The sequence below is a fragment of the Halobacterium sp. GSL-19 genome (assembly GCF_016917855.1).
GTDB lineage: Archaea > Halobacteriota > Halobacteria > Halobacteriales > Halobacteriaceae > Halobacterium > Halobacterium salinarum.
On the sequence record NZ_CP070377.1, the window covers coordinates 379,958 to 399,075 of the forward strand.

Below are 19,118 nucleotides of genomic sequence, written 5' to 3' on the forward strand. Positions count from 1 at the left end.
GTCGTCATTGTCGTGTGTGAAGGGTCGTGATACCCGATGTTGATACCTTCGGTTTCTCGGATGAGCGCCGGTTCTCCCGGCGTCCTATCACCTCCCCGACCGGACCGCCGACACGCGCGCTACGCGAACACAGCCAGGCGCTCCGCGATCCGCGCACCGAGGCCGCGCTTGTGGCCGGCGTACTCGCTGACGGAGTCCGCGGTGACGAACAGTGCGCGGGTTTCGTCGTTGCCCATCACGCCGGCGTCGTTGGCAACCACGAACGCCAGCCCGTCCCGCTGGAGGAGCGAGCGCGCCGCGGCCACCATGCTGTCGTCGCCCGCCGTCCCGTCGTCGGCCGGCGTTTCGGCCTTGAACCCGACGATCGGGAGGTCGGGGTTGTCGTCCCGAACCGCCCCCACCAGCTTCCGCGTCGGCTCCAACGACAGCGCCACGTCCTCGCGGCCCGACCGCAGCTTCTCGCCGGCCGCCTCGACGGTGTAATCGCTGATCGCCGCCGCCGACACCAGCGCGTCGGCGTCCGCACAGGCCGCCAGCGTGGCCGCTGTCATTTCGGCGGCCGACGACACGTCACGCACGTCCGCGTACGGCGCTGCCCCGCCGTCGCTCGCGTCGTGGACGAGCGTGACCCGCGCGCCGCGGACGTAACACGCCGCGGCGACCGCCCGCCCCGTCCGCCCGGACGCCCGGTTGGTCAACACCCGCACCGGGTCGATCGCCTCGCTCGTCGCGCCCGATGTCACGACCACGTGCGTGCCCGCAAGCGGCTGCTCGCCGGCCGCGCGTGCCGTCTCGTGGACGATCGTGGACTCACGGGGGAGCTTCGCTTTCCCCTCCTCGATGCGCGGATCGACGACCGACACCCCCCACGAAGACACGCGATCGATCGCGTCACGAACGCCGGGGTGGTCGTACATCGGCTCGTGCATCGCCGGCACAACCACCACCGGCACGTCAGCGCCCACCGCAGTCGTCACACACGTCGTCACCGGCGAGTCGTCGACCGCCGCCGCGATCTTCCCCACTGTGTTCGCCGTCGCCGGTGCAACCACGAACACGTCCGCCCAGCCGTCCCGGCCGCACAGCTCGACGTGCGGAACCGTGCCCGTGATCTCCGTCACGACCGGGTTCTCGGTAGCGAACTCCACCGCCCACGGGTGGATGATCCCCTGCGCGCTCTCAGTCATCACCGCGCGGACGCACGCGCCGCGCCGGCGAAGCTCGTGGACGAACTCCACGACTTTCACCGCCGCAATACTGCCGGTCACACCCACCGCGACGTTCACTCCGGAGAGCATTCGGGTTCGACTCAGTGAGCCGGCGTCTTAAATCGCTGTACTCCACGCCCCGCCGGTGCCGGCCACGCCGCGGTACGACTAAGCCACCGGCGCCCCACGTAGATCCGTGGCCACCCTCGAAGTCACCACCACCGTCCACGTGCCGCCCCACGAAGCCTACACGTTCCTCGCTGACTTCCCCGGGTACGCGCAGTACTCGGCGTACCTGGAGTCGGTCACACAACACGGCGACGGCGGCCCCGGCACCGAGTACGACCTCACGTTCGCCTGGTGGAAGCTCTCACAGACGGTTCGCTCCCGGGTCACCGACACCGACCCCCCGGCCCGCATCAGCTGGGAGATCCTGGGCAGCCTCGACGCCGCCGGCGACTGGCTGATCGCCGACGCCGACGCCGGCGCAGCCGTCTCGTTCGTCGTCACCTACGACCCGGGCAGCGCGCGCGGCCTCATCGACCTGCCGGCGTTCGTCTCCTTCGACTGGGTGGCCGACCGCGTCACCGAGAAAATCGCCGAGGAAGGCCAGCGCGTCGTCGAGCGCGTCGTCGAGGACCTCGAAGGCGAACCACGCCCCGTCGAGCTGGACGTCACGCTGACGTGACCGCAGGCGTTACTCGCCGTAGTCGCCGCCGTACTTCATGAAGAAATACGCCAACCCCAGCACGGACGTCATCGACCCCATCGCTCCGACGGCCATCGTCTTCGCGGAATCCGGGACGATCGTCTGGTAGCCCTTGTTCTCCGGCGGGCTGTCGGTCACGATGATGGTGCCTTTCATCCCCAGCGAGGCGTGTGGCGTACAGACGTAGTTGTACTCCCCCGTCGGACCGTCGAACGTGTGGGTGTACTCCTTCGGCGGTCCAGCGATATCCGTGCTCACGCCCCAGTCGGCGTCGCCCGGCACCTCCGTGGCGTGGACGTTGTGGCCGCCGGACTCCCAGACGAACCGCACTTTCGTGCCGGGTTTGACGTACATCTCCGCGGGCTTGAAGACGTTACTCCCGTTGGGGCCGACTTTCACGACTTTCTCGCCGCCGCCGTCACCGCCCCCGCCTTCGGCTGCCGCCGCCGTGCCCGTGGCCGCTGCACCCGCAGCGGCAGCCACGCCGCCGCGAAGGACGCTCCGCCGGGACACCCCCACATCGGTCTCGGAGTTCATACGTGCGGCTAAGGAATCACGGCTACTGAAGACTTTGGTTTGTCCGTTCGCCACACGCCCCCGTGAGGCCGCCACCGACAACGCGCGTCCGCACGTCCGTCGTTCCAGAACGCTTATCATTGGTGGTACCGACGACCCTCCCATGTCCACTGTCGAGTCCGAACTCCGCGAGGAACTCACCGATGCGTTCGCAACCGCTGACTATCCCGTCAAAAACCAGATGGGGCTCGTGCCGGCGCTCCCAAGCGGCCCCTCGACGTCCTTCGAGGCCGGCGGCGAATCCTGGACGGCGATGGAGCTGGCCACCAAGCTCTCGAGCCGCGCGGACTTCCCCTACGACTCCGTCGACACCCTCGTCGACGACGTGATCGCCGGCCTCAAAGACGAAGACGAGCTGTAGCTCGCTGTTCTTCCATAACTTCTTAGCCCACGCCCCGCGTCCGCCCCGCTATGACCGACTGGATCGGCGACACGTTCACCAGCACCACCGGCTGGACGCACCTCCAACGACTCGTTGACACCCCCACCCGGATGGCGGGCAGCGACGGCGAACGCGAGGCCGCCGCCGCAACCCGGGACGCGCTCGCACAGCACGCCGACGACGCGTGGCTCGATACGTTCCCGGTCCAGGGGTGGACGCGCGGCGACAGCGCCATCGAGACGCCCGCCGACACCACCGCGGACACCATCGCACTCCCGCGCAGTCCCGCCGGGACCGCCGCCGGCGAGTTCGTCGACCTCGGCTACGGACTGCCCGCGGACTTCGAGGACGCCGACCTCGACGGCGCGATCGTGATGGTCGCCGCCGACGTGCCCGACTGGTACGACCGCCACCTCCACCGCCGAGAGAAATACGCCCACGCCGTCGCGGCCGGTGCCGCCGGCTTCGTGTACATGAACCACGTCGCGGGCTGTCTCCCGGCGACCGGCAGCGTCGGCACCGGCGACGACCCGATCGGCGAGATCCCCGCGGTCGGCGTCTCCACGGAGACGGGAACCCGGCTCTCCCGGCGCTTCGAGCACGACACCGTCACGCTCACCGTCGACGCCGACACGCACGACGCCACCAGCCAGAACGTCCACGCGACACTCGGCCCGAACACCGACGCCGAGCTACTGGTCACCAGCCACGTCGACGCCCACGACATCACGGACGGGGCGATGGACAACGGTGCCGGCACTGCGATGGCCGTCGAGCTCGCACGCATCCTGGCCGCCCGGGAGTCGGCGCTCGACACGCGCGTTCACTTCGTCTGTTTCGGTGCCGAAGAGGTCGGGCTCGTCGGCTCACACCACGACGCCGCCCAGCGCGACCTCGACGACGTTCGCGCGGTGCTCAACCTCGACGGCGTGGTGCGCGAGCGCACGCTCAAGCTGTACACCCACCGCTTCGACGCGCTCGGGGACGCCGCCAACGCGGTCAGCGACACGTTCGCCCACCCGATCACGGTCGCCCCAGCCCTCAACCCCCACTCCGACCACTGGGCGTACGTCAAACACGGCGTTCCCGGCTACCACGCCACCAGCGACGCCGCCGGCGGCCGCGGCTGGGGGCACACGTCCGCCGACACGCTCGACAAACTCGAACTCCGGACGTTCCGCGAGCACGCCATCCTCCTCGCCGCGCTCGCGGCTCGCCTGGCCGACGACGGCTTCGCGGTCGCACACGCCAGTGAGGCCGACGTTGCCGCCGGCTTGACGGACGCAGGCCTCGCCGAAGGCATGCAGATCACCGGCGACTGGCCGTACTAGTCGCCACGCCGCCACGCTCCCGGCGTCCGGGTCGCGCCCGTCGGGTTTTTGTGAGTCGCGGTCCCCGATGTTACCGATGAGACAGACGCCGACTTTCGGAGCGCTGTCGCCACCACCGCAACCGGGGTTGTGGCCGCGGTGACACTCCACGTCGCTGTCCGCGGCGACAGCACCGCCCCCACGGTCGCGACGCTCACCGCGAGCGACGACGCAACCCTGGTTGGGGACGCCGCAGCCGCTGACGTCGTCGTCGCGGTCGGTGACGCCGGGCTCCGCGCGGCCGCGCTGTCCGACGTCGCGCCCGCCGCACAGCCGCCGGTGGTGCCGGTCGACGTCGACGCCGCCCCCGACAGCGTCGCCCCCGCCGACACCACCGACGCGATCGCCGCTGTCGCCGCCGGCTCGTACGCGGTCGTCGACCACCCCACGTTCGACGTGACCACGCCGACCACCGACGCGCGCGCGATCGCCGACGTGTCGCTGATGACGACCGCGCCCGCGAAGATCTCCGAGTACACGGTCTCGACGCCCGACCGGACCGTGGCGTCGGTCCGCGCCGACGGGATCGTCGCCGCCACGCCACTCGGGAGCCATGGATACGCCGCCGACGCCGGCGGCCCGCACCTCGCCCCCGGCGTCTCGGCGGCCGCCGTCGTTCCCGTCTCGCCGTTCCGCGTCGACCGCACCAACTGGGTCGTCTGCCCGCCGGTCTCGGTCACGGTGGCCCGCGACGAAACCACCGTTGAACTCCACGCCGACGGGCACGCCCACGGCCGCGTCCCCGTCGACAGCCCCGTCACGCTGTCCTGGGGGACGCCGCTCCCGATCGCGGTGGTGTCCCACGCCGGGACGCACGGCGATTAAGCGATTGGAAAAGACATAATACTGCGTCCCACCGAAACCCGACCATGGTAGACCCCTCGGTCGCGATCTTCGGGCCCCTTGACACGTTGGTCGCGCCATACCTCGAATATGCGATCCTGGCGCTCGCGGTCCTGAACTTCGTCAGCCGACGCATCGCGCACGCACAACACGTCACGCAGGCCGCCGACGGTCCCGAAGCGCTCAGCCGACACTGGTTCCACTCGTTCACCACGTGGGGCCTCGTCATCACGACGCTGTACTACCTCACACTCCACCACCACGCCGGAATGGTGCTGTCGGTGCTCGTGCTCGGCGTGTTCTTCGCCGACTTCTTCGAGTTCGAAGCCCGGAAGGTCGAAGCACGCGACGGCCGCAGCCTCGAACGCCCCAAGGGCGCGCTCGTCGCTGCGACCTTCATGCTGCTGTACGTCGCCTACCTCAGCCTGTTTTTCGTCGTCAAGCCGCTGTGGACGCAGGTCGTCTGATCGTCACGCTCGCGGCTCCGGCCTGCCGACGTTCTCCGTTTCGATGCCCGCTGTGGCGCGTTCCGAGTGATCTAACAGCACGCCGCCCGCCCGCTTAATTCGAGGCGTACGTCGCGTACGCTTCACGGCCCAACGGCAGGCCGATCCAGAAGAACAACGCCCCGATGATCGCCACCCAGAACGCCCCCTCCAACAGCACGACCGCCATCTGGTCGTACATCGTTAGGTTGCTTGGCACCTCACTGATGAGCTGGCCGTGCCCGAACTCCGGCGTCCGGTACCACCCCGCCATGATCATCCACACGAGGCCACCGCCGGTCAACATGCCCAGCCCCTTGATGAATTCGTCAGCCATTGTTTGGTTGTTGGTCGTCGCTGTTCTTATCCGTTGCCATTCCACGGGCCCGGAACCGGGACGCGAACGCGTACACCAGGCCGCCGGCCGCGATCAGCCCGATACCCAACACCGCAAACGGGACGCTCACCTCACTGGCTTTGGCCGACGCGCTCTTCGTCGCCGCGTCGAGCGCCACGAACCCCCCGACGACCGTCACGATCGCGAACAACGTCGAGAACACGGTCACGGTCTTGTAGAGGCGCTCGGGAACAACGATACTGCGTGAATCGTCACCCATCACGGTACTGTGGGGGTGCTGGCTACTTTACTGCGACGGAACCACAGCTCACCGGGAGCCGACACGCGAAAAAACGACGCCGCAAGCGGGCCGCTACTTCGGCGGCCGCAGCTTGTAATACCGCTTGTTCAGGTCGTACATGTACCCCTCGCGCATCGTCTTCAGGATGGCGTACGCGACCGCACCCGCCATCGGCGGGATGAGGAACGCCAGATCGAAGCTCAGATGCGGGTCCAGCGGGAGGTGGGTTTTCGCCGAGTACGCGCTGATGGTGAACGCGAACACGACACCCATCACGCCGACGGACGCCCAGAACGGCTGCTCGACGGGGCGTCGTGCGCTCCCCTTGTTGAGGAACGGCACGATGGCGATGAACCCGACCACAACGACGTTCGCGAGCACGCCGAACGTCCGGTCGGCCAGCAGCTTCTGGCCGCCGAGGATGGCGAGCTCGGGGTTCAACGCGCTGAGCTTCAACAGCCCGAACGACCAGTACAGATACCAGTCGGGCAGGATCACGGCCGGCGTCGTGCTGGGGTTGGCCGGCTGTCCGAGGTGCGGCGGCAGCGTCGCGCCGAGGAACAGGATCATGCCCACGAAGAAGCTCGTGATCGCGAGGTTCCGCACGAGCTCGTGGGGCCACGTCGGGAACGCCAGCACGTCCCGCTCGACGTAGTCCGACTCCTGGCGGAGGTCTTGGTCCTCGCGGCGCGACCGCTCGAAGTACTCGTAGGTCAGCCGCGACAGCCCCGTCGTTCGTTCTTTCCGTTCGCGCCACGTGGGCGTCTCGTCGTCGGGTGAGACGATCCCCGTGCCGTCGGTGCGAGCGTCCTCGTCCGTTGGTTGGTCGTCACTCATTGTGTTAGTGGGGTTCTGCGATGCCCTGCATCCACACCAGCCCGAGGTGGATCGCGATCACGGTTGTCACCACGAACGGCAACAGGAACACGTGCAGGAGGTACATCCGCTGGAGCGTTGCCTGTCCGAGCGAGAACCCACCGAACATCAACTGGGCGACCCAGTCGCCGACCAGTGGGATCGAGAGGCTCATCTCGACACCGATCTGTCCCGCCCAGTACGCGAGCTGGTCCCACGGCAGGAGGTAGCCCGTGTACCCGAAGACCATCGTCAGGCTGAGCAGGACGATGCCGATGAGCCAGTTGACTTCGCGGGGTTCCTTGTACGAGCCCGTGAAGTACACGCGCAGCATGTGCAGGAAGACCGCGGCGGTCATGACCTGTGCGGCCCACCGGTGCAGCGACCGCAGGAAGAACCCGAAGTTCAGATCGGTCATGATCCCCGCGACCGCACAGTACGCCACCGTGCTCCCGTCGACGCCACAGGTCGCCGCGGCCGCCGACGGCGAATAGTAGAACCCAAGCAGGGCCCCGGAGATCGCCGCGACGACGTACGACAGCGTCGAGAAGAACCCAAGCGAGTACAGTGGATACCAGTACCAGAACTTGTTGTCGAGGTTGTACTGCTCGGTGTGGCTTTTCGGCATCTGGAGGTTGACGCGGTAGTACAGCGTCTCCAGGAGTTCCAAGTAATCGACAATGCGGAGGCGGCGGTCGAGCCACACCAGCACCGTGAGGAACGTGCTCTCGATGGCCGTCAGATCCTTCTCCTTGATCCAGGCCTTGTGGTCGTGGTCGTCTTTGCGTTCAATGCTCATTGTTAGTTTTCAGGCCGCGCGAACGCGACGAAGCTCTTTTTCACGATGCTGAACGGATCGTAGATCGACTGGTGGCACTGACAGTAGATCTTGTCCTCAGCGCCCTCGTAGTTCGATGTGCGGAACCCCTGTGGCGCACAGCAGAAGTGCGTACACTTGTTGACGATCGCCATGACGCCCTGATCGGTCGCGGCCTCCAGCCACTCGGCGACCTCCCCCTCAGCGGACTCGACGCGGTCTTCGAGGACGGGACTGCGGATGATCAGGATCGGGATCGTGTTATCGGTGTTCTGGGACCGCCACGTCGCTTTCGCCGGCTTCCCGATGCCGGCGTCACCGTAGTCGTTCTCCCAGGTGTCGTAGTCGTCGAACTCGTCGATGTTGACTTTCCCACCGGAGGGCTGCCAGCTGTACCCGGCGCCCGAGAACCGGAAGTAGTTGTCACCGTCGTAGTCCGGGCGCAACCCGCCGTAGCCCTGCACGCCACAGTACTGGTACCAGTTGGGCGTGTACTCGATGCCGCCCAGCTCCATCCGGGCTTGCTTTTTCGTGCCACCGGTCTCCGTCTCGACCTCCTTGACATCCGGGAACACGCCCTTGATGTCGCCGTTGTCGTCGATCTCGATGGGGACCATCGGCATCCCCCGGGGTGCCGGACCGGCGGTGTTCTCGACGGCGAAGTAGTTCGTCTGCCCACCACCCGACCCCGTTGGGTTGGTGACCGATTCGAGAACTGCCGTGCCGGCCGTCCCAGCGCCGGCCAGCGCTGCGCTTCCCACGACGCCTTTCACGAACCGGCGTCGACCCGAACTCTCTGGATATTTGTCTGACATTGTTATTTACGCTTGTACGGATACAGCGCCGTTTTGAACTGTTCGACGGTGTTCTCGAACATCGAGGTGCCGTCGACCTGGTCTTCGCGAATGTAGAGATCCTCCCACTTGCGGCGGCGCTTCTTGACGATCATCACGTCCGGCAGGAACTCCTTGCGGTACAGCATCAGGATGAACGACAGGTCGATGAAGACCGCCGCCAGCAGGAACCCGAGATACATGTTTCCGACTGGATCGGTGCCCAGTCCGGTCACGAGCCCCCAGGTGAACAGCCCGACGAGCAGCACCTCGATGACTGTCAGAAGCACGATCGTGATCATCGCGGCCGTGCTCTCACTGGCCGGCTCGTACCGGTGGATGTCGCCGTAGTTGGAGCCTTTCGAAGACATTATGGTTTGTTCGGGGCGCTGGCGTTCCGTGACTCGCCGTACTTCAACACGAAGAACGTGTACACCATGCTCAGGATCATCATGAGGATGGTGGCGATGCCCACGTAGTGGGCCTGAATCGGGACGCCCATCTCGTGGGGTGACCGCTCCACTGGGCCGCCGCCGCCGCTCGGTGCCTGGCCGTTCTCGTTGACGATCACTTTGCCTTTCATCCCCAGACTCTTGTGGGGGTCACAGACGTAGCTGTACTCGCCGGTCGGCCCCTCGAACGTGTGTGAGTACTCGTGAGGGGCGGAGACGATCTCCGTCTGGGCGTCCCAGCCAGCCTCGTCCGGAACGCTGGTCGCGTGGACGTTGTGCCCAGTCGATCCTTCCCACACCCACTTCACGGTGTCACCCGGTGAGACGTACACTTCAGCCGGATCGAACACGTTCTGGTTGTTCGGCCCAACCTTCACCGTCTTCGTGGTTGCACCACCGCCGCCGTCACCGGACTCGCTGTCGCCGCCGGCGGCCGTCTCGTTGCCTGCTGTGCTGTTGTCCATCGCCGTGCCGTTGCCCGTGGCGTTTCCGGGTGCCTGTTGGTGTACGGCTGACGAAGACGAGGACGACCGCGCACCGACTGCTCCGACGGCCGCCGCGCCGCCAGCCGAGCCGGTTGCAATTTTGAGAAAGTCCCGCCTCTTCATACACGCTGAAATCAGGATGCGAACCGGATAAACCCACCGATGGCTCGGTGCCACTACGCCGCCAGTATCGCCGGCTTACGGGGTGTCTTCGTCCGGTTCGGCCGTCCCGGTATCGGCGTCGGTCTGTGGGACGAACGCCGGGCGGTCGTCGGTGCCGACACCCACCGACCGCAGCCGCGCTCGGAACTCGTCGGCGCGGAACCGATCCGAGAGCCGTGCGTTCGCCACCAACACCAGCATGAACACGCCGAACAGGACGAACCCCACACCCGCGATGGCTGCGATGATCCCGGAATCACCCAGTGGATGCAGCGTGAACGACGCGCCCGCGATCTCGCACGCACGCGCCGTCGACCCCGGCACCGAGACCGGTGGACACTGCCGCACGAGCGGGTCGTACACGAACGGCGCGAGGAACAACAGCACGCCAGCCACCAGCTGTGCGATGCCGATGTACTGGAGCAGCGTGGTGCCGAACCCGCTTGCCGACTCCGGGATCTCCTGGGGGTCGGGCAGCCCCGCGTCCGCCGGCGGGTCGGGCGCATCGTAGCCGTCCATCGAACACAACGCAACCGTCGGCTTGACGTCGCGCAGCACGGTGCCCGACCCCTCCACGGTGCCGTCCTCGTAGACGACGGCGTACCCCTCGTCCGAGTACGCCAACACCACGGGCTCGCCGTCGATCGTGTCGCGCTCGACGACCGCGAACACGTCCCGCGTGGCCACCCGGCTGCGGAGGTCGTCGGCCACGCGGTCGAGCAACGCCCCGCCGGTGATCCACGCGTCCGGGTCGAACGCCGCCTCCCACTCGTCGGCGTCCATCTCGGCCATCTGCCGGGGGCCGAACTCCTCGAAGTCGTACTCGTCGTCGACCTCCGCGGCGATGTCGCTTGCGGTCATCGACTCGACGGACTTGTCGGCGTCGGTGTCCTGTGTCGTGCGATCCGCCGGCTCCGTTTCGTCTCCGCCGGCGCTGGAGTCCGTCATCGTCTGCGCGTTGCGGGGCGACGGAGTAAACGCTTCCGACCGACGGGGTGGCCGCGACCCGAACGCGTTTTGTCCCGCCGGCCAAAGACCGACGTATGGTCGAAGACGTGGCGGTCGCCACCCTCGCCGCGGCGCTGGTCACGCTCAGCTTTCCGTTCTACATCTACGGCGCGTGGATCATCATCGACGCCGACCCCGTCACGTGGGGTGTGCTGCGACACCACCTCTCGTATATCGTTGTCGGGCTGACGCTGAACACCGTGCCCGTTGTCACGTGGATGGCACCCCGGTTGCTCGGCCAGCTCGGCGGGTTCGCGGCGCTGCACGCCTTCTTCGGCGTGCAGGCGTACGCGTTTCTGGTGTTCGCGCTCACCGGGATCGTGCCGATCCTGCGCGCGAAACGCCAGTACAACCTCTACAACGACCCCGATCCGGACCTGGAGATCGACGACATCCACGAGAACATGGGCGCCTGGCGGCTCCGGCTGCGCGCCGGCGTCGCGGGCTACGTGCTCTGCTGGCTGGTCGCCTGGGTGCTGGGCCTCGCCCGGTACGTCATCCGGTACCCCGAGTTCCCGTTTTAGGACTGATACCACGCGTACGCGCCCACCATCGCGAGGACGAACACGCCACCGGCGAAGAACACGACGCCGGGCGGGAGTGTCTGCAGCGTCGCCGTGACTGCGTGTCCGATCCGATCGACGACGCCGGGCTCGGTGGTGTTTTCCGCGGCTTGTGTGACCCGCTCGGATGCCACGCGCATCCTGGCACCCGAGCGCGGTGTACCCCCGGCGAGCAGCCGTTGGACGGCGACGCTCACCACGCCGAGGGCACCGAGCACGCCGAGCAGTCCGGCCAGCCGGCTGCGCAGCGACGGCGACTGCCCGCTGTCGGCGGCGAACAACACCAGGGTGTCGCTCGCCGGCGCGTACACGCTCATCTCTCGGCCTTGGGCGGAGTACCACGTGTCCGCGACCTCCAGGAGGTCGGCCTCGACGAGGTTCTCGATGTGGTAGCTCGCGTTCTGCAGGGAGGTGTCGACGCGGTCGGCGACGCCCGACGCCGTGTCGGGCTCCTCGTAGAGCGCGCTCAGGATCTCGCGTGCGGTCCGAGACCCGAGCGCGTCGAAGACATCATCGGCGGCGTCCTCCCGGATGTGAACGACTTCCGAGCCGTCGCCGGCGTCGACCGATGCGCTGCCCGGGAGGAGGCGGTTCGCTGTCATCCACACGGACGTACGGCGGCCGGATATAAAACCGCTCGCGAGGCTACAATCCGTGTTTAACTCCCCTCTGGCGGGACCAAAACAGTCACCGAGCGGTCGTCACCACTCGCTGCCGTCGGCCAAGTCGATGTCGTGGTCGGTCTTCGACGACGGGCAGATGTCCGCAAGCACGCACGCCCCGCAGTCCGGGTTCCGGGCCGTACACGTCTCTCGGCCGTGCGCGATCAACCAGTGCGTGTAGTTCTTCCAGTGGTTCTCGGGCACCACCGGCATCAGGTCGGTTTCGATGGCTTCCGGGCGCTTTTTGTCGGTGATGCCGAGGCGCCGCGATAGCCGCTGCACGTGGGTGTCTACGACGATGCCCTGGGTCAGATCGTGGCCGTGCTGGAGGACGACGTTGGCCGTCTTCCGACCGACCCCCGAGAGGTCCGTGAGGTCGCTCATGGTGTCGGGTACTGCGCCGTCGTGGTCTTCGAGGATCGACTGTGCGGCGCTTTTGATGTATCCGGCCTTGCTGTTGTAGTACGTGATCGAGTTCAGTTCCGCAGCCAGCGCTTCCTCGTCGGCGTTCGCGTAGTCCGCGACGGTCTCGTAGGTGTCGAAGAGGTGCTCGGTTTCGGCGTTGACGCGCTCGTCAGTGCACTGTGCGGACAGGATCACCGCCACGAGCAGCTCCATGCGTGAGGAGAACCGCAGCGAGATCTCCGGGTCGGGGTGTTGCTCGCGCAGCCGGTCGATGACGGTCTCGACCTGTGCGCTTCGCGTCTCCAGTCGCGTGCCCATACCACTGCCAGGGCGTCGACGCCCTTCGCTGTACCGGAACCACCACGGGGTGTGTCCGTGCGGCTGCTTCCGGGACGCTTATGCGCGCGACACCCCCGCATCGACGTATGAAAGCAACCGCGCGCGCACACCCCATCCAGGGCCTCGTGAAATATCACGGGATGCGCGACGAGTCGCTTCGCATGCCGTACCACGACTCCATCAGCGTCTGCACCGCGCCCAGCAACACCACGACGACCGTCGAGTTCGATCCCGACCGCGACGCCGACCAGTACGTCGTCGACGGCGACACGGCCACCGGTCACGGCGCGGACCGCATCCGCAGCGTGGTCGATGCGGTCCGCGACCGCGCCGGGTTCGACCACCGCGTGCGCCTGGAGAGCCAGAACAGCTTCCCCACGAACATCGGCCTGGGGTCGTCGTCGTCGGGGTTCGCGGCGGCCGCGTTGGCGTGCGTCCGCGCCGCCGGCCTGGACCTAGATCTCCCAACGGTGTCGACGATCGCGCGCCGCGGATCGGCGTCGGCGGCCCGCGCCGTCACGGGCGGGTTCTCGGATCTGCACGCGGGATTGAACGACGCCGACTGCCGCAGCGAACGCCTCGACGCCCCCGCGGAGTTCGCGTCCGATCTGCGCATCGTCGTGGGCGAGGTGCCCGCCTACAAGGAGACGGAGTCCGCCCACGCCGAGGCCGCCGACAGCCACATGTTCGACGCGCGGCTGGCACACGTCCAGGGTCAACTCGCGGAGATGCGTGACGCCGTCCGCGCGGGCGACTTCCAGCGCGTCTTCGAGACCGCCGAGCACGACTCGCTGTCGCTCGCGGCGACGACGATGACGGGGCCGTCCGGGTGGGTGTACTGGAAGCCCGAGACGCTCTCGATATTCGAGACCGTGCGGGAGCTCCGGGCGGACGGCGTGCCGACGTACTTCTCGACGGATACCGGCGCGACAGTGTACGTGAACACCACTGCGAGTCACGCCGACGAGGTCGAGGCTGCGGTCGCCGACTGCGGCGTCGACACCGCCGTCTGGGAGGTCGGCGGGCCTGCCCACGAACTCGACGAGCGCGACGCGATCTTCTGAGTGCCTCGGTCCGCGATCCACGGCCTCGCCGGCTACTCGGGAGGCACCGACGGAAACGACACCACCGAAACCACGACCGCGAGAGCGGGACGTTCACCACGAGAGAACAGGTCGTATCGCAGCCCGGCAGATATCCCATGCGGCACGGGAAGCCTCGCCGTTTACCGCGAGGAGGATGTCACTTAGCCCGCAATCCGCCCATCACTGTCGACAAACAGGATGTGAGCACATAGAGGGGGATGATCCAAAACAACGCGAGCGCGAAGAGACCGATCCCCATCGTTATTGGCCCGTCACTCCCAGGTGATGTCTGCAGAAAAACCACGACGACGAACCAGAGTACGAGCAACCGAACAATTTCGGGCTTGTTCATGTCTGGATTACGTGAGAGCGTGTTCATATTAAATCAACCCCCACACAGCAGCGCAGCTACCTACCGCGGTTCACACGCCCGTGGCGTATGATCTGTACGGTCGCCGTTCGCCGAATACGCCCTGTGCCCCGTGCGGCGTTCCGAACAGAGCTGATCGGTGTCGGCCGACTTCGAGCCGTGATTGCACTGTGCTGACCGCACTGGGGCCAGAGCACACCGCCGATAGAAGCTTTCAGCACACGCCCCCAGCACGCCTATGCGGGAGCCGCCCGTTACGTCCCCATGGACACCACTGTCACCGAACTCGACGGTGCCCTCCTCGCACGCCTCGAAGCAACGGACCGCGTCTTCGAGGTGCGATTCGACGCGCTTGAGGTGACCGACGTGACGCTGCGGTTCCGCCACGACGGCGACCGGGTCGGCAGTATCTACAACGACGACGGCACCGACCGGACGATGGCGCGCCTGACGGTGCCCGGGGACTCGGATTTCATCGCCGTGGAGGTCCCGACGTCGTTCGTCGCGGCCATCGTGGACGCCGCCACGCGGACCGACCGCGTGGCGAACCCTGAGCGACTGGCGGGGTACCGATTGCGCGTTCTCGACTGAGCGCCGCCACTCAGACGCCGGCACCGGTGGCGGCGTCGGGCAGGTCGGCAGGCTCGGCGTCGATGCCGAGTTCGTCTAAGGCCGCCTCCATGTGGCGGTCCGCGGCGAAGTCCGCGCCGTCGGCCTCACGGATGCGCTGGGCGGCCGCCAGCACCTCGCCCCGGCGGTCGTCCGGGATGTCGTACTTGTCAGCCGCCAGCTCGACGATGAGGCCGTTGTTGTCCTGCGTGTACAGCGAGCAGAAGATGCCGCGGTCGAAGACGTTGTAGCCGTGGCCGGCGTCGTCCAGCGCCGCCATCACGTCCTCGAAGTCCGCGGCCGCGATGGAAAACGAGAGGTGGTGGACGCCGCCGACCTGCGTGCGGAGACGGTCGTGGTTCGAGGACCGCTCGTCGTTCACAAAGACGGTGAGGATACGGCCGTCCCCCGTGTCGAAGAAGAGATGCGTCTGCGCGGGGTCGTCGAGGTTCGGCTGGCGCATCACCAGCGGCATCCCGAGCAGGTCGCGGTAGAACGCGATGGTGTCCGCTGCGTTGCTCCCCCAAATCGTGACGTGATCGGTGCCGGTCGTCCGGAACGGGCTGTCGGGGGCGTCCGCACTGACTGGGCTGTTGGTGTCCGCCATACCACACGTAGGCAGCGGCCGAACAAAAGCGCTCGCGGGCGTCCGCGCCACCCGGTGACGGCCGTGTCACCCAGCACCGTGTCTACTGACGCACCAGCCTGTGTGGCGCTTCGATGCGGACCGCCGTCCGTACAGCGACCCCGTGACAGCGCCACCGCTTTATTCAGGGCCGGCGTACCCGAGTGCGTGCAAATTGTCGGGTACGAAACCGCGCCAGGCGAAGGACCCGCCGCGCTTCGCGTCGCCGACGCGGGGACCATCGACCACATCACGCTGGCCCCCACCACCGAGCTGGCGTACTCGCTTGCCGACCGCCACTGCGCCGGCGTCGACCGCGGCGACGACGGCCACCAGCCTTGCCAGCGCCCCGACGCGCCGTACTGCGACGCGCACACGTCGGTCTGGCCGTGCGCGCGCTGCACGGGCGACTGCGACAAACCACTGGACGCCTGCGAGGAGGAACACGCCGTCTACCTCGCGGCGTTCGCACCGGACGTGTTCAAAGTGGGCGTGACCCGCTCCTGGCGCCTCGACACCCGCCTCCGCGAGCAGGGCGCGGACCGCGCCGCACACGTCCACACGGTCGCCGACGGGCGGCGCGCCCGCCGCATCGAGGCCGGCATCGCGGACCGCATCACCGACCGGGTGCGCGTTCCCACCAAACGCCGGGGGCTCGGTGCCACCCTCGACCGGACCGCGTGGCGCGACCTCGTGTCCGACTTCGACCCCATCGACGAGTTCGACTTCGACTACGGCCTCGATGTCGACAGCCGCCCCGTCGCGGAGACGATGCTCACCGGCACGGTCCGCGCAACCAAAGGCCGCCTGCTCGTCCTCGACCGGCGGGAAACGACCTACGGCGTCGACATGCGCGCGCTCGTCGGCCACGAGATCACGCCCGGCGCCGACGACCGCGACCGCCAGGCCAGTCTCACCGCGTTCTAGGCGCGTCCGGGAAGCCGGCTTTTTTCAATGCGGGCGGCAAACCACCCTGCATGGCAGACGACGACCAACCAGTAGACGACGCCGCCGAGGACGACGGCGAGGAGAAGTCCTTCCGCGAGCGCGTCGAGGAGATCCGTGAGGAGCGAGCCGAAGAGCGCGACGAGGGCGACGGCGAGGACCCCCGCGAGCGCATGGCCGACGCGATGGGCGGCGGTGGCGGCCCGCCCGGCATGGGCGGCGGCGGTGGTGGCGGCGGCAACCCGTTCGCGCAGATGATGGGCGGCATGATGGGGGGCGGCGGTGGCGGCCCGCCCGGCATGGGTGGCGGCCCCGGCGGCGATGAGTCCGGCGGCGGCACCAGCGAGACGGCCGAACGCGAACTGGAGATGCTGCGCAAGGAACTGGAGCGCACGAACAACAAGCTCGACCGCATCGCGAACGCGCTCGAAGACTAACCGAGCAACTCGCGGTAGCGGGCCGCGAGCCGGTCGATGGCGCGCCCCACGCTGATGTCGGGTCTGCGCGCCACACAGTTCTCAGCGAGTGTGTCACGATCGTCGAGCGCGCGCCGTATCGCACGCCGAAACCCGGGGATGTCGCCGGCGTCGTAGTGGTAGCCGGTCGTCCCGTCGATGATCGTCTCGGAGAGCGCGCCCGCGTCCACGCCCGCAACCGGCGTGCCACAGGCGTTGGCTTCCAGGGCGACCAGTCCTTCCGTCTCGATGGGGCTCGGAAACGCGAACACGTCCAGCGCCGAGTAGAACGCCGGCATCTCCTCGCGATCCAGGAACCCCAGGAAGCGCGCGTCGACGCCGCGGGCGTCGGCCTCGGCTTCGAGGTCGTCGCGGGCGGGTCCGTCGCCGCCGAACACCACCGTGGCGTCGACGCCCGCGGCGGCCGCGAGCAGGTCCCCGAGTCGCTTCTCGTAGCCGTGGCGGCCAGTGTACCCGATCAACGGCTCGTCGGCGGGCAGATCGTGTGCCGCCAGGAACGCGGTGGGATCGGTCGGCTGGAAGCGGTCCGTGTCCACGCCGTTGGGCATCGCCTCCACGGGCGTGTCCACGCCGAGCGCCCGGACCTCCCTGCGGGTGCGCTCGCTCGGCGTCAACACGAGGTCGGCACGCGACAGGAACCACCGCTCGTATCGCTCGCTGGCCCGCCGCACCGCCCCAGTCACGGCGTCCGGCCCCACGTACTCGGCGTACTCCGCGGTGGGCGTGTGGTAGGTCGCAACCAGCGGCGCGTCGTTGCGGCGGGCGAGCCGGACGGCCGCGAGCCCCAGTCCGAACGGCGTGTGCGCGTGCACGACGTCGGCCCCCGCGACGGCGTCGGGCGGGCTCGGGAACGCCATCCGATAGCCGTCGTAGAACGGGAACGCCAGGCTCGCGACCGGGTGCTCGGTCTCGGCCGGCTCGTGGTCCGACGCCGGATAAACCACGGGCATCCGGCCGCCTCGCGCCTCGTACTCGGTGTGCCACGCAGACACCGTGTACGTCACGCCGTTGACCGTCGGCAGGTAGGAGTCCGTGAACGCCGCAACGGTCGGCAGCCGTCCGGACACACTACCCCTCCGTGGCCGCGACGGCCGACGCCACGTCGCCGTCACGCAGGCACTCGTAGATGCTGGCGAGCTCCTCGCCGATGCGATCGAGGCTGTGTGATTCCGCGGTCTCCCGCGCGTTCTCGCCCAGCCGCGTCCGCAACTCGGGGTCGCCGGCGAGGCGGTCGATGGCGTCGCGGAACGCTTCGAACGTCGAACACATGAGACAGTCCTCCCCGTCGGTGAAGAACTCCCGGAACACCGGGATGTCCCGGAGGACCACCGGCTTCCCACACGCCATCGCCTCCAGGACGGCGATCCCCTGGTTCTCCACTTTCGCCGGGAACAGGTAGATGTCGCCCGCGCCGAACGCCGCGCGCTTGTCCTCCATGTAGCCCGTGAACGTCACGTTCGCCGGGGGGTCGGCCACCCACTTCCGCGTGGCCGCGCCGGCCTGTGGCCCCTCGTCGTAGGGGCCAAACCACGCGAACTCGTGGTCGGTGGCTTTCGCCAACTCGCAGAACATCGTCAACCCCTTGCGCTCGAACACCTCACCGACGGCGTACACCACGGTTCCGTCGAGATCGAACCGCGCCCGGGTGTCCGCCCGGAACGACTCATACCCCTGCATGCTCTCGAGGTCCACGCCGTTCGAGAGCTGTCGAATCGGGGCGTCGACGGGGTACGCCCGGAGCACGTCTTTCGTGTACTCGCTCGGGCACAACACGAGGTCGGCCTGCGAGTAAAACCACCGCAGGTACGGTTCGAGGGCGGGCGCGATCGTGCTCGACCCCCGGAACGACTGCGCGAAGTCCTCGCGAGTGAGGTGTGCGTGCAACACCAGCGGCGTGTCGGTGCGCCGCGCGTGGCGCGCGACCGCGACGCTTCCCGGTCCCACGAGGTTACAGTGCGCCACGTCGAACGCCGTGAAACACGACCCGCCAGCCGCCAGCGAGCCGATCGAACGCACCGGATCGCCGGCCCGCCACGGCGTTTCAACTACCTCAACGTCGGTCGTTTCGAGGGCGGCCCGCTGCTGGTTCGTCGCGGTCACCATCCCGCCGCGAAGGGCCTCCGCCGCTTCGAGGTAGTTCAGCGCTCGCATCATCCGGTGGACGTACGCCGCCGCCGATAACCCTACCGGAACTGTCTTCAGCGGGCGTCGTCGAC

The 19,118-nt window shown here is 67.8% G+C and carries 26 protein-coding genes; 10 read left to right on the plus strand and 16 right to left on the minus strand.

Going from position 1 to position 19,118, the window contains the following annotated elements:
• Positions 1-119: 119 nt before the first annotated feature.
• Entirely contained in the window at positions 120-1,298 is a 1,179-nt protein-coding gene (coaBC, locus tag JT689_RS03660; protein WP_205251553.1) for a bifunctional phosphopantothenoylcysteine decarboxylase/phosphopantothenate--cysteine ligase CoaBC, read from the minus strand.
• Positions 1,299-1,404: 106 nt separating this feature from the next.
• On the opposite strand from coaBC, the gene JT689_RS03665 reads away from it, so the two are divergent.
• On the plus strand, positions 1,405-1,896 hold the full coding sequence (locus tag JT689_RS03665) for an SRPBCC family protein (protein WP_012289184.1): 492 nt from the start codon (positions 1,405-1,407) through the stop codon (positions 1,894-1,896).
• 9 nt (positions 1,897-1,905) lie between these two features.
• Here JT689_RS03665 and JT689_RS03670 read toward each other — a convergent pair whose 3' ends face one another.
• The gene (locus tag JT689_RS03670; protein ID WP_205251554.1) at positions 1,906-2,454 is read right to left on the minus strand and encodes a plastocyanin/azurin family copper-binding protein; all 549 of its coding nucleotides are present in this window, start codon (positions 2,452-2,454) and stop codon (positions 1,906-1,908) included.
• Between the two features lie 142 nt (positions 2,455-2,596).
• On the opposite strand from JT689_RS03670, the gene JT689_RS03675 reads away from it, so the two are divergent.
• The 4 genes from JT689_RS03675 to JT689_RS03690 all read left to right on the plus strand — a co-directional run bounded on the left by JT689_RS03675 (position 2,597) and on the right by JT689_RS03690 (position 5,555).
• Positions 2,597-2,854 (plus strand): MTH865 family protein, encoded by a 258-nt coding sequence (locus tag JT689_RS03675; RefSeq protein WP_010902385.1) that lies wholly within the window; start codon positions 2,597-2,599, stop codon positions 2,852-2,854.
• Positions 2,855-2,904: 50 nt separating this feature from the next.
• A complete protein-coding gene (locus JT689_RS03680; RefSeq protein ID WP_205251555.1) occupies positions 2,905-4,206 on the plus strand; it encodes a M28 family metallopeptidase in 1,302 nt (433 codons plus the stop codon).
• Positions 4,207-4,344: 138 nt separating this feature from the next.
• Positions 4,345-5,070, plus strand: a complete 726-nt coding sequence (locus JT689_RS03685; protein WP_205251556.1) for an NAD(+)/NADH kinase — start codon at positions 4,345-4,347, stop codon at positions 5,068-5,070.
• A 44-nt stretch (positions 5,071-5,114) separates the two neighbouring features.
• Positions 5,115-5,555 carry a hypothetical protein gene (locus JT689_RS03690; protein ID WP_205251557.1) on the plus strand — a complete coding sequence of 147 codons (441 nt, stop codon included), beginning with the start codon at positions 5,115-5,117 and terminating at the stop codon, positions 5,553-5,555.
• Positions 5,556-5,649: 94 nt separating this feature from the next.
• Here the strand turns inward: JT689_RS03690 and JT689_RS03695 are convergent, their stop codons facing one another.
• The 8 genes from JT689_RS03695 to JT689_RS03730 all read right to left on the minus strand — a co-directional run bounded on the left by JT689_RS03695 (position 5,650) and on the right by JT689_RS03730 (position 10,763).
• Entirely contained in the window at positions 5,650-5,910 is a 261-nt protein-coding gene (locus tag JT689_RS03695; RefSeq protein WP_010902389.1) for a hypothetical protein, read from the minus strand.
• Positions 5,903-6,190, minus strand: a complete 288-nt coding sequence (locus JT689_RS03700; protein WP_010902390.1) for a hypothetical protein — start codon at positions 6,188-6,190, stop codon at positions 5,903-5,905. Before JT689_RS03700 ends, JT689_RS03695 begins: the two co-directional genes overlap by 8 nt.
• Before the next feature lie 93 nt (positions 6,191-6,283).
• Positions 6,284-7,048 carry a cytochrome bc complex cytochrome b subunit gene (locus JT689_RS03705; RefSeq protein WP_205251558.1) on the minus strand — a complete coding sequence of 255 codons (765 nt, stop codon included), beginning with the start codon at positions 7,046-7,048 and terminating at the stop codon, positions 6,284-6,286.
• Between the two features lie 4 nt (positions 7,049-7,052).
• Positions 7,053-7,865: a cytochrome bc complex cytochrome b subunit gene (locus JT689_RS03710; RefSeq protein WP_010902392.1), complete on the minus strand. Its 813-nt coding sequence runs from the start codon at positions 7,863-7,865 to the stop codon at positions 7,053-7,055.
• A 2-nt stretch (positions 7,866-7,867) separates the two neighbouring features.
• A complete protein-coding gene (locus tag JT689_RS03715; protein ID WP_173362412.1) occupies positions 7,868-8,704 on the minus strand; it encodes a ubiquinol-cytochrome c reductase iron-sulfur subunit in 837 nt (278 codons plus the stop codon).
• Positions 8,701-9,087, minus strand: coding sequence for a hypothetical protein (locus tag JT689_RS03720; RefSeq protein WP_010902394.1), 387 nt, complete (start codon positions 9,085-9,087; stop codon positions 8,701-8,703). Before JT689_RS03720 ends, JT689_RS03715 begins: the two co-directional genes overlap by 4 nt.
• Positions 9,087-9,776, minus strand: coding sequence for a plastocyanin/azurin family copper-binding protein (locus tag JT689_RS03725; RefSeq protein WP_010902395.1), 690 nt, complete (start codon positions 9,774-9,776; stop codon positions 9,087-9,089). The genes JT689_RS03720 and JT689_RS03725 overlap by 1 nt, the downstream gene beginning before the upstream one ends.
• Before the next feature lie 75 nt (positions 9,777-9,851).
• The gene (locus JT689_RS03730; RefSeq protein ID WP_205251559.1) at positions 9,852-10,763 is read right to left on the minus strand and encodes a hypothetical protein; all 912 of its coding nucleotides are present in this window, start codon (positions 10,761-10,763) and stop codon (positions 9,852-9,854) included.
• Between the two features lie 95 nt (positions 10,764-10,858).
• Here JT689_RS03730 and JT689_RS03735 point away from each other — a divergent pair, with 95 nt between their 5' ends.
• Positions 10,859-11,347 carry a hypothetical protein gene (locus JT689_RS03735; protein WP_205251560.1) on the plus strand — a complete coding sequence of 163 codons (489 nt, stop codon included), beginning with the start codon at positions 10,859-10,861 and terminating at the stop codon, positions 11,345-11,347.
• Here JT689_RS03735 and JT689_RS03740 read toward each other — a convergent pair.
• Both JT689_RS03740 and nth read right to left on the minus strand, forming a co-directional pair.
• Positions 11,344-11,988, minus strand: a complete 645-nt coding sequence (locus JT689_RS03740) for a helix-turn-helix domain-containing protein (protein ID WP_205251561.1) — start codon at positions 11,986-11,988, stop codon at positions 11,344-11,346. The two genes, JT689_RS03735 and JT689_RS03740, sit on opposite strands and share 4 nt — an antisense overlap.
• 99 nt (positions 11,989-12,087) lie before the next feature.
• On the minus strand, positions 12,088-12,771 hold the full coding sequence (gene nth, locus JT689_RS03745; RefSeq protein ID WP_205251562.1) for an endonuclease III: 684 nt from the start codon (positions 12,769-12,771) through the stop codon (positions 12,088-12,090).
• A gap of 107 nt (positions 12,772-12,878) precedes the next feature.
• On the opposite strand from nth, the gene mvaD reads away from it, so the two are divergent.
• Positions 12,879-13,856, plus strand: coding sequence for a phosphomevalonate decarboxylase MvaD (gene mvaD, locus JT689_RS03750; protein ID WP_205251563.1), 978 nt, complete (start codon positions 12,879-12,881; stop codon positions 13,854-13,856).
• 178 nt (positions 13,857-14,034) lie between these two features.
• Here mvaD and JT689_RS03755 read toward each other — a convergent pair whose 3' ends face one another.
• Complete coding sequence (locus JT689_RS03755) at positions 14,035-14,256, minus strand: hypothetical protein (RefSeq protein WP_205251564.1); 222 nt, start codon at positions 14,254-14,256, stop codon at positions 14,035-14,037.
• A 255-nt stretch (positions 14,257-14,511) separates the two neighbouring features.
• Here JT689_RS03755 and JT689_RS03760 point away from each other — a divergent pair, with 255 nt between their 5' ends.
• A complete protein-coding gene (locus JT689_RS03760; protein ID WP_205251565.1) occupies positions 14,512-14,838 on the plus strand; it encodes a hypothetical protein in 327 nt (108 codons plus the stop codon).
• A 10-nt stretch (positions 14,839-14,848) separates the two neighbouring features.
• Here the strand turns inward: JT689_RS03760 and JT689_RS03765 are convergent, their stop codons facing one another.
• On the minus strand, positions 14,849-15,463 hold the full coding sequence (locus tag JT689_RS03765) for a VOC family protein (RefSeq protein ID WP_205251566.1): 615 nt from the start codon (positions 15,461-15,463) through the stop codon (positions 14,849-14,851).
• 186 nt (positions 15,464-15,649) lie between these two features.
• On the opposite strand from JT689_RS03765, the gene JT689_RS03770 reads away from it, so the two are divergent.
• Both JT689_RS03770 and JT689_RS03775 read left to right on the plus strand, forming a co-directional pair.
• On the plus strand, positions 15,650-16,408 hold the full coding sequence (locus tag JT689_RS03770) for a DUF2797 domain-containing protein (RefSeq protein ID WP_205251567.1): 759 nt from the start codon (positions 15,650-15,652) through the stop codon (positions 16,406-16,408).
• Between the two features lie 50 nt (positions 16,409-16,458).
• The gene (locus tag JT689_RS03775) at positions 16,459-16,863 is read left to right on the plus strand and encodes a hypothetical protein (protein WP_205251568.1); all 405 of its coding nucleotides are present in this window, start codon (positions 16,459-16,461) and stop codon (positions 16,861-16,863) included.
• Here the strand turns inward: JT689_RS03775 and JT689_RS03780 are convergent.
• Complete coding sequence (locus tag JT689_RS03780; protein WP_205251569.1) at positions 16,860-17,969, minus strand: glycosyltransferase; 1,110 nt, start codon at positions 17,967-17,969, stop codon at positions 16,860-16,862. The two genes, JT689_RS03775 and JT689_RS03780, sit on opposite strands and share 4 nt — an antisense overlap.
• 1 nt (position 17,970) lies before the next feature.
• Entirely contained in the window at positions 17,971-19,104 is a 1,134-nt protein-coding gene (locus JT689_RS03785) for a glycosyltransferase family 4 protein (protein WP_267875147.1), read from the minus strand.
• Positions 19,105-19,118 lie beyond the last annotated feature (14 nt).

Coding starts and splice junctions, on each gene's coding strand:
- coaBC (WP_205251553.1), bottom strand. CDS start 1,298: ATGCTCTCCGGAGTGAACGTCGCGGTGGGTGTGACCGGCAGTATTGCG.
- JT689_RS03670 (WP_205251554.1), bottom strand. CDS start 2,454: ATGAACTCCGAGACCGATGTGGGGGTGTCCCGGCGGAGCGTCCTTCGC.
- JT689_RS03675 (WP_010902385.1), top strand. CDS start 2,597: ATGTCCACTGTCGAGTCCGAACTCCGCGAGGAACTCACCGATGCGTTC.
- JT689_RS03680 (WP_205251555.1), top strand. CDS start 2,905: ATGACCGACTGGATCGGCGACACGTTCACCAGCACCACCGGCTGGACG.
- JT689_RS03690 (WP_205251557.1), top strand. CDS start 5,115: ATGGTAGACCCCTCGGTCGCGATCTTCGGGCCCCTTGACACGTTGGTC.
- JT689_RS03695 (WP_010902389.1), bottom strand. CDS start 5,910: ATGGCTGACGAATTCATCAAGGGGCTGGGCATGTTGACCGGCGGTGGC.
- JT689_RS03700 (WP_010902390.1), bottom strand. CDS start 6,190: ATGGGTGACGATTCACGCAGTATCGTTGTTCCCGAGCGCCTCTACAAG.
- JT689_RS03705 (WP_205251558.1), bottom strand. CDS start 7,048: ATGAGTGACGACCAACCAACGGACGAGGACGCTCGCACCGACGGCACG.
- JT689_RS03710 (WP_010902392.1), bottom strand. CDS start 7,865: ATGAGCATTGAACGCAAAGACGACCACGACCACAAGGCCTGGATCAAG.
- JT689_RS03720 (WP_010902394.1), bottom strand. CDS start 9,087: ATGTCTTCGAAAGGCTCCAACTACGGCGACATCCACCGGTACGAGCCG.
- JT689_RS03725 (WP_010902395.1), bottom strand. CDS start 9,776: ATGAAGAGGCGGGACTTTCTCAAAATTGCAACCGGCTCGGCTGGCGGC.
- JT689_RS03730 (WP_205251559.1), bottom strand. CDS start 10,763: ATGACGGACTCCAGCGCCGGCGGAGACGAAACGGAGCCGGCGGATCGC.
- JT689_RS03735 (WP_205251560.1), top strand. CDS start 10,859: ATGGTCGAAGACGTGGCGGTCGCCACCCTCGCCGCGGCGCTGGTCACG.
- JT689_RS03740 (WP_205251561.1), bottom strand. CDS start 11,988: ATGACAGCGAACCGCCTCCTCCCGGGCAGCGCATCGGTCGACGCCGGC.
- nth (WP_205251562.1), bottom strand. CDS start 12,771: ATGGGCACGCGACTGGAGACGCGAAGCGCACAGGTCGAGACCGTCATC.
- mvaD (WP_205251563.1), top strand. CDS start 12,879: ATGAAAGCAACCGCGCGCGCACACCCCATCCAGGGCCTCGTGAAATAT.
- JT689_RS03755 (WP_205251564.1), bottom strand. CDS start 14,256: ATGAACACGCTCTCACGTAATCCAGACATGAACAAGCCCGAAATTGTT.
- JT689_RS03760 (WP_205251565.1), top strand. CDS start 14,512: ATGGACACCACTGTCACCGAACTCGACGGTGCCCTCCTCGCACGCCTC.
- JT689_RS03765 (WP_205251566.1), bottom strand. CDS start 15,463: ATGGCGGACACCAACAGCCCAGTCAGTGCGGACGCCCCCGACAGCCCG.
- JT689_RS03775 (WP_205251568.1), top strand. CDS start 16,459: ATGGCAGACGACGACCAACCAGTAGACGACGCCGCCGAGGACGACGGC.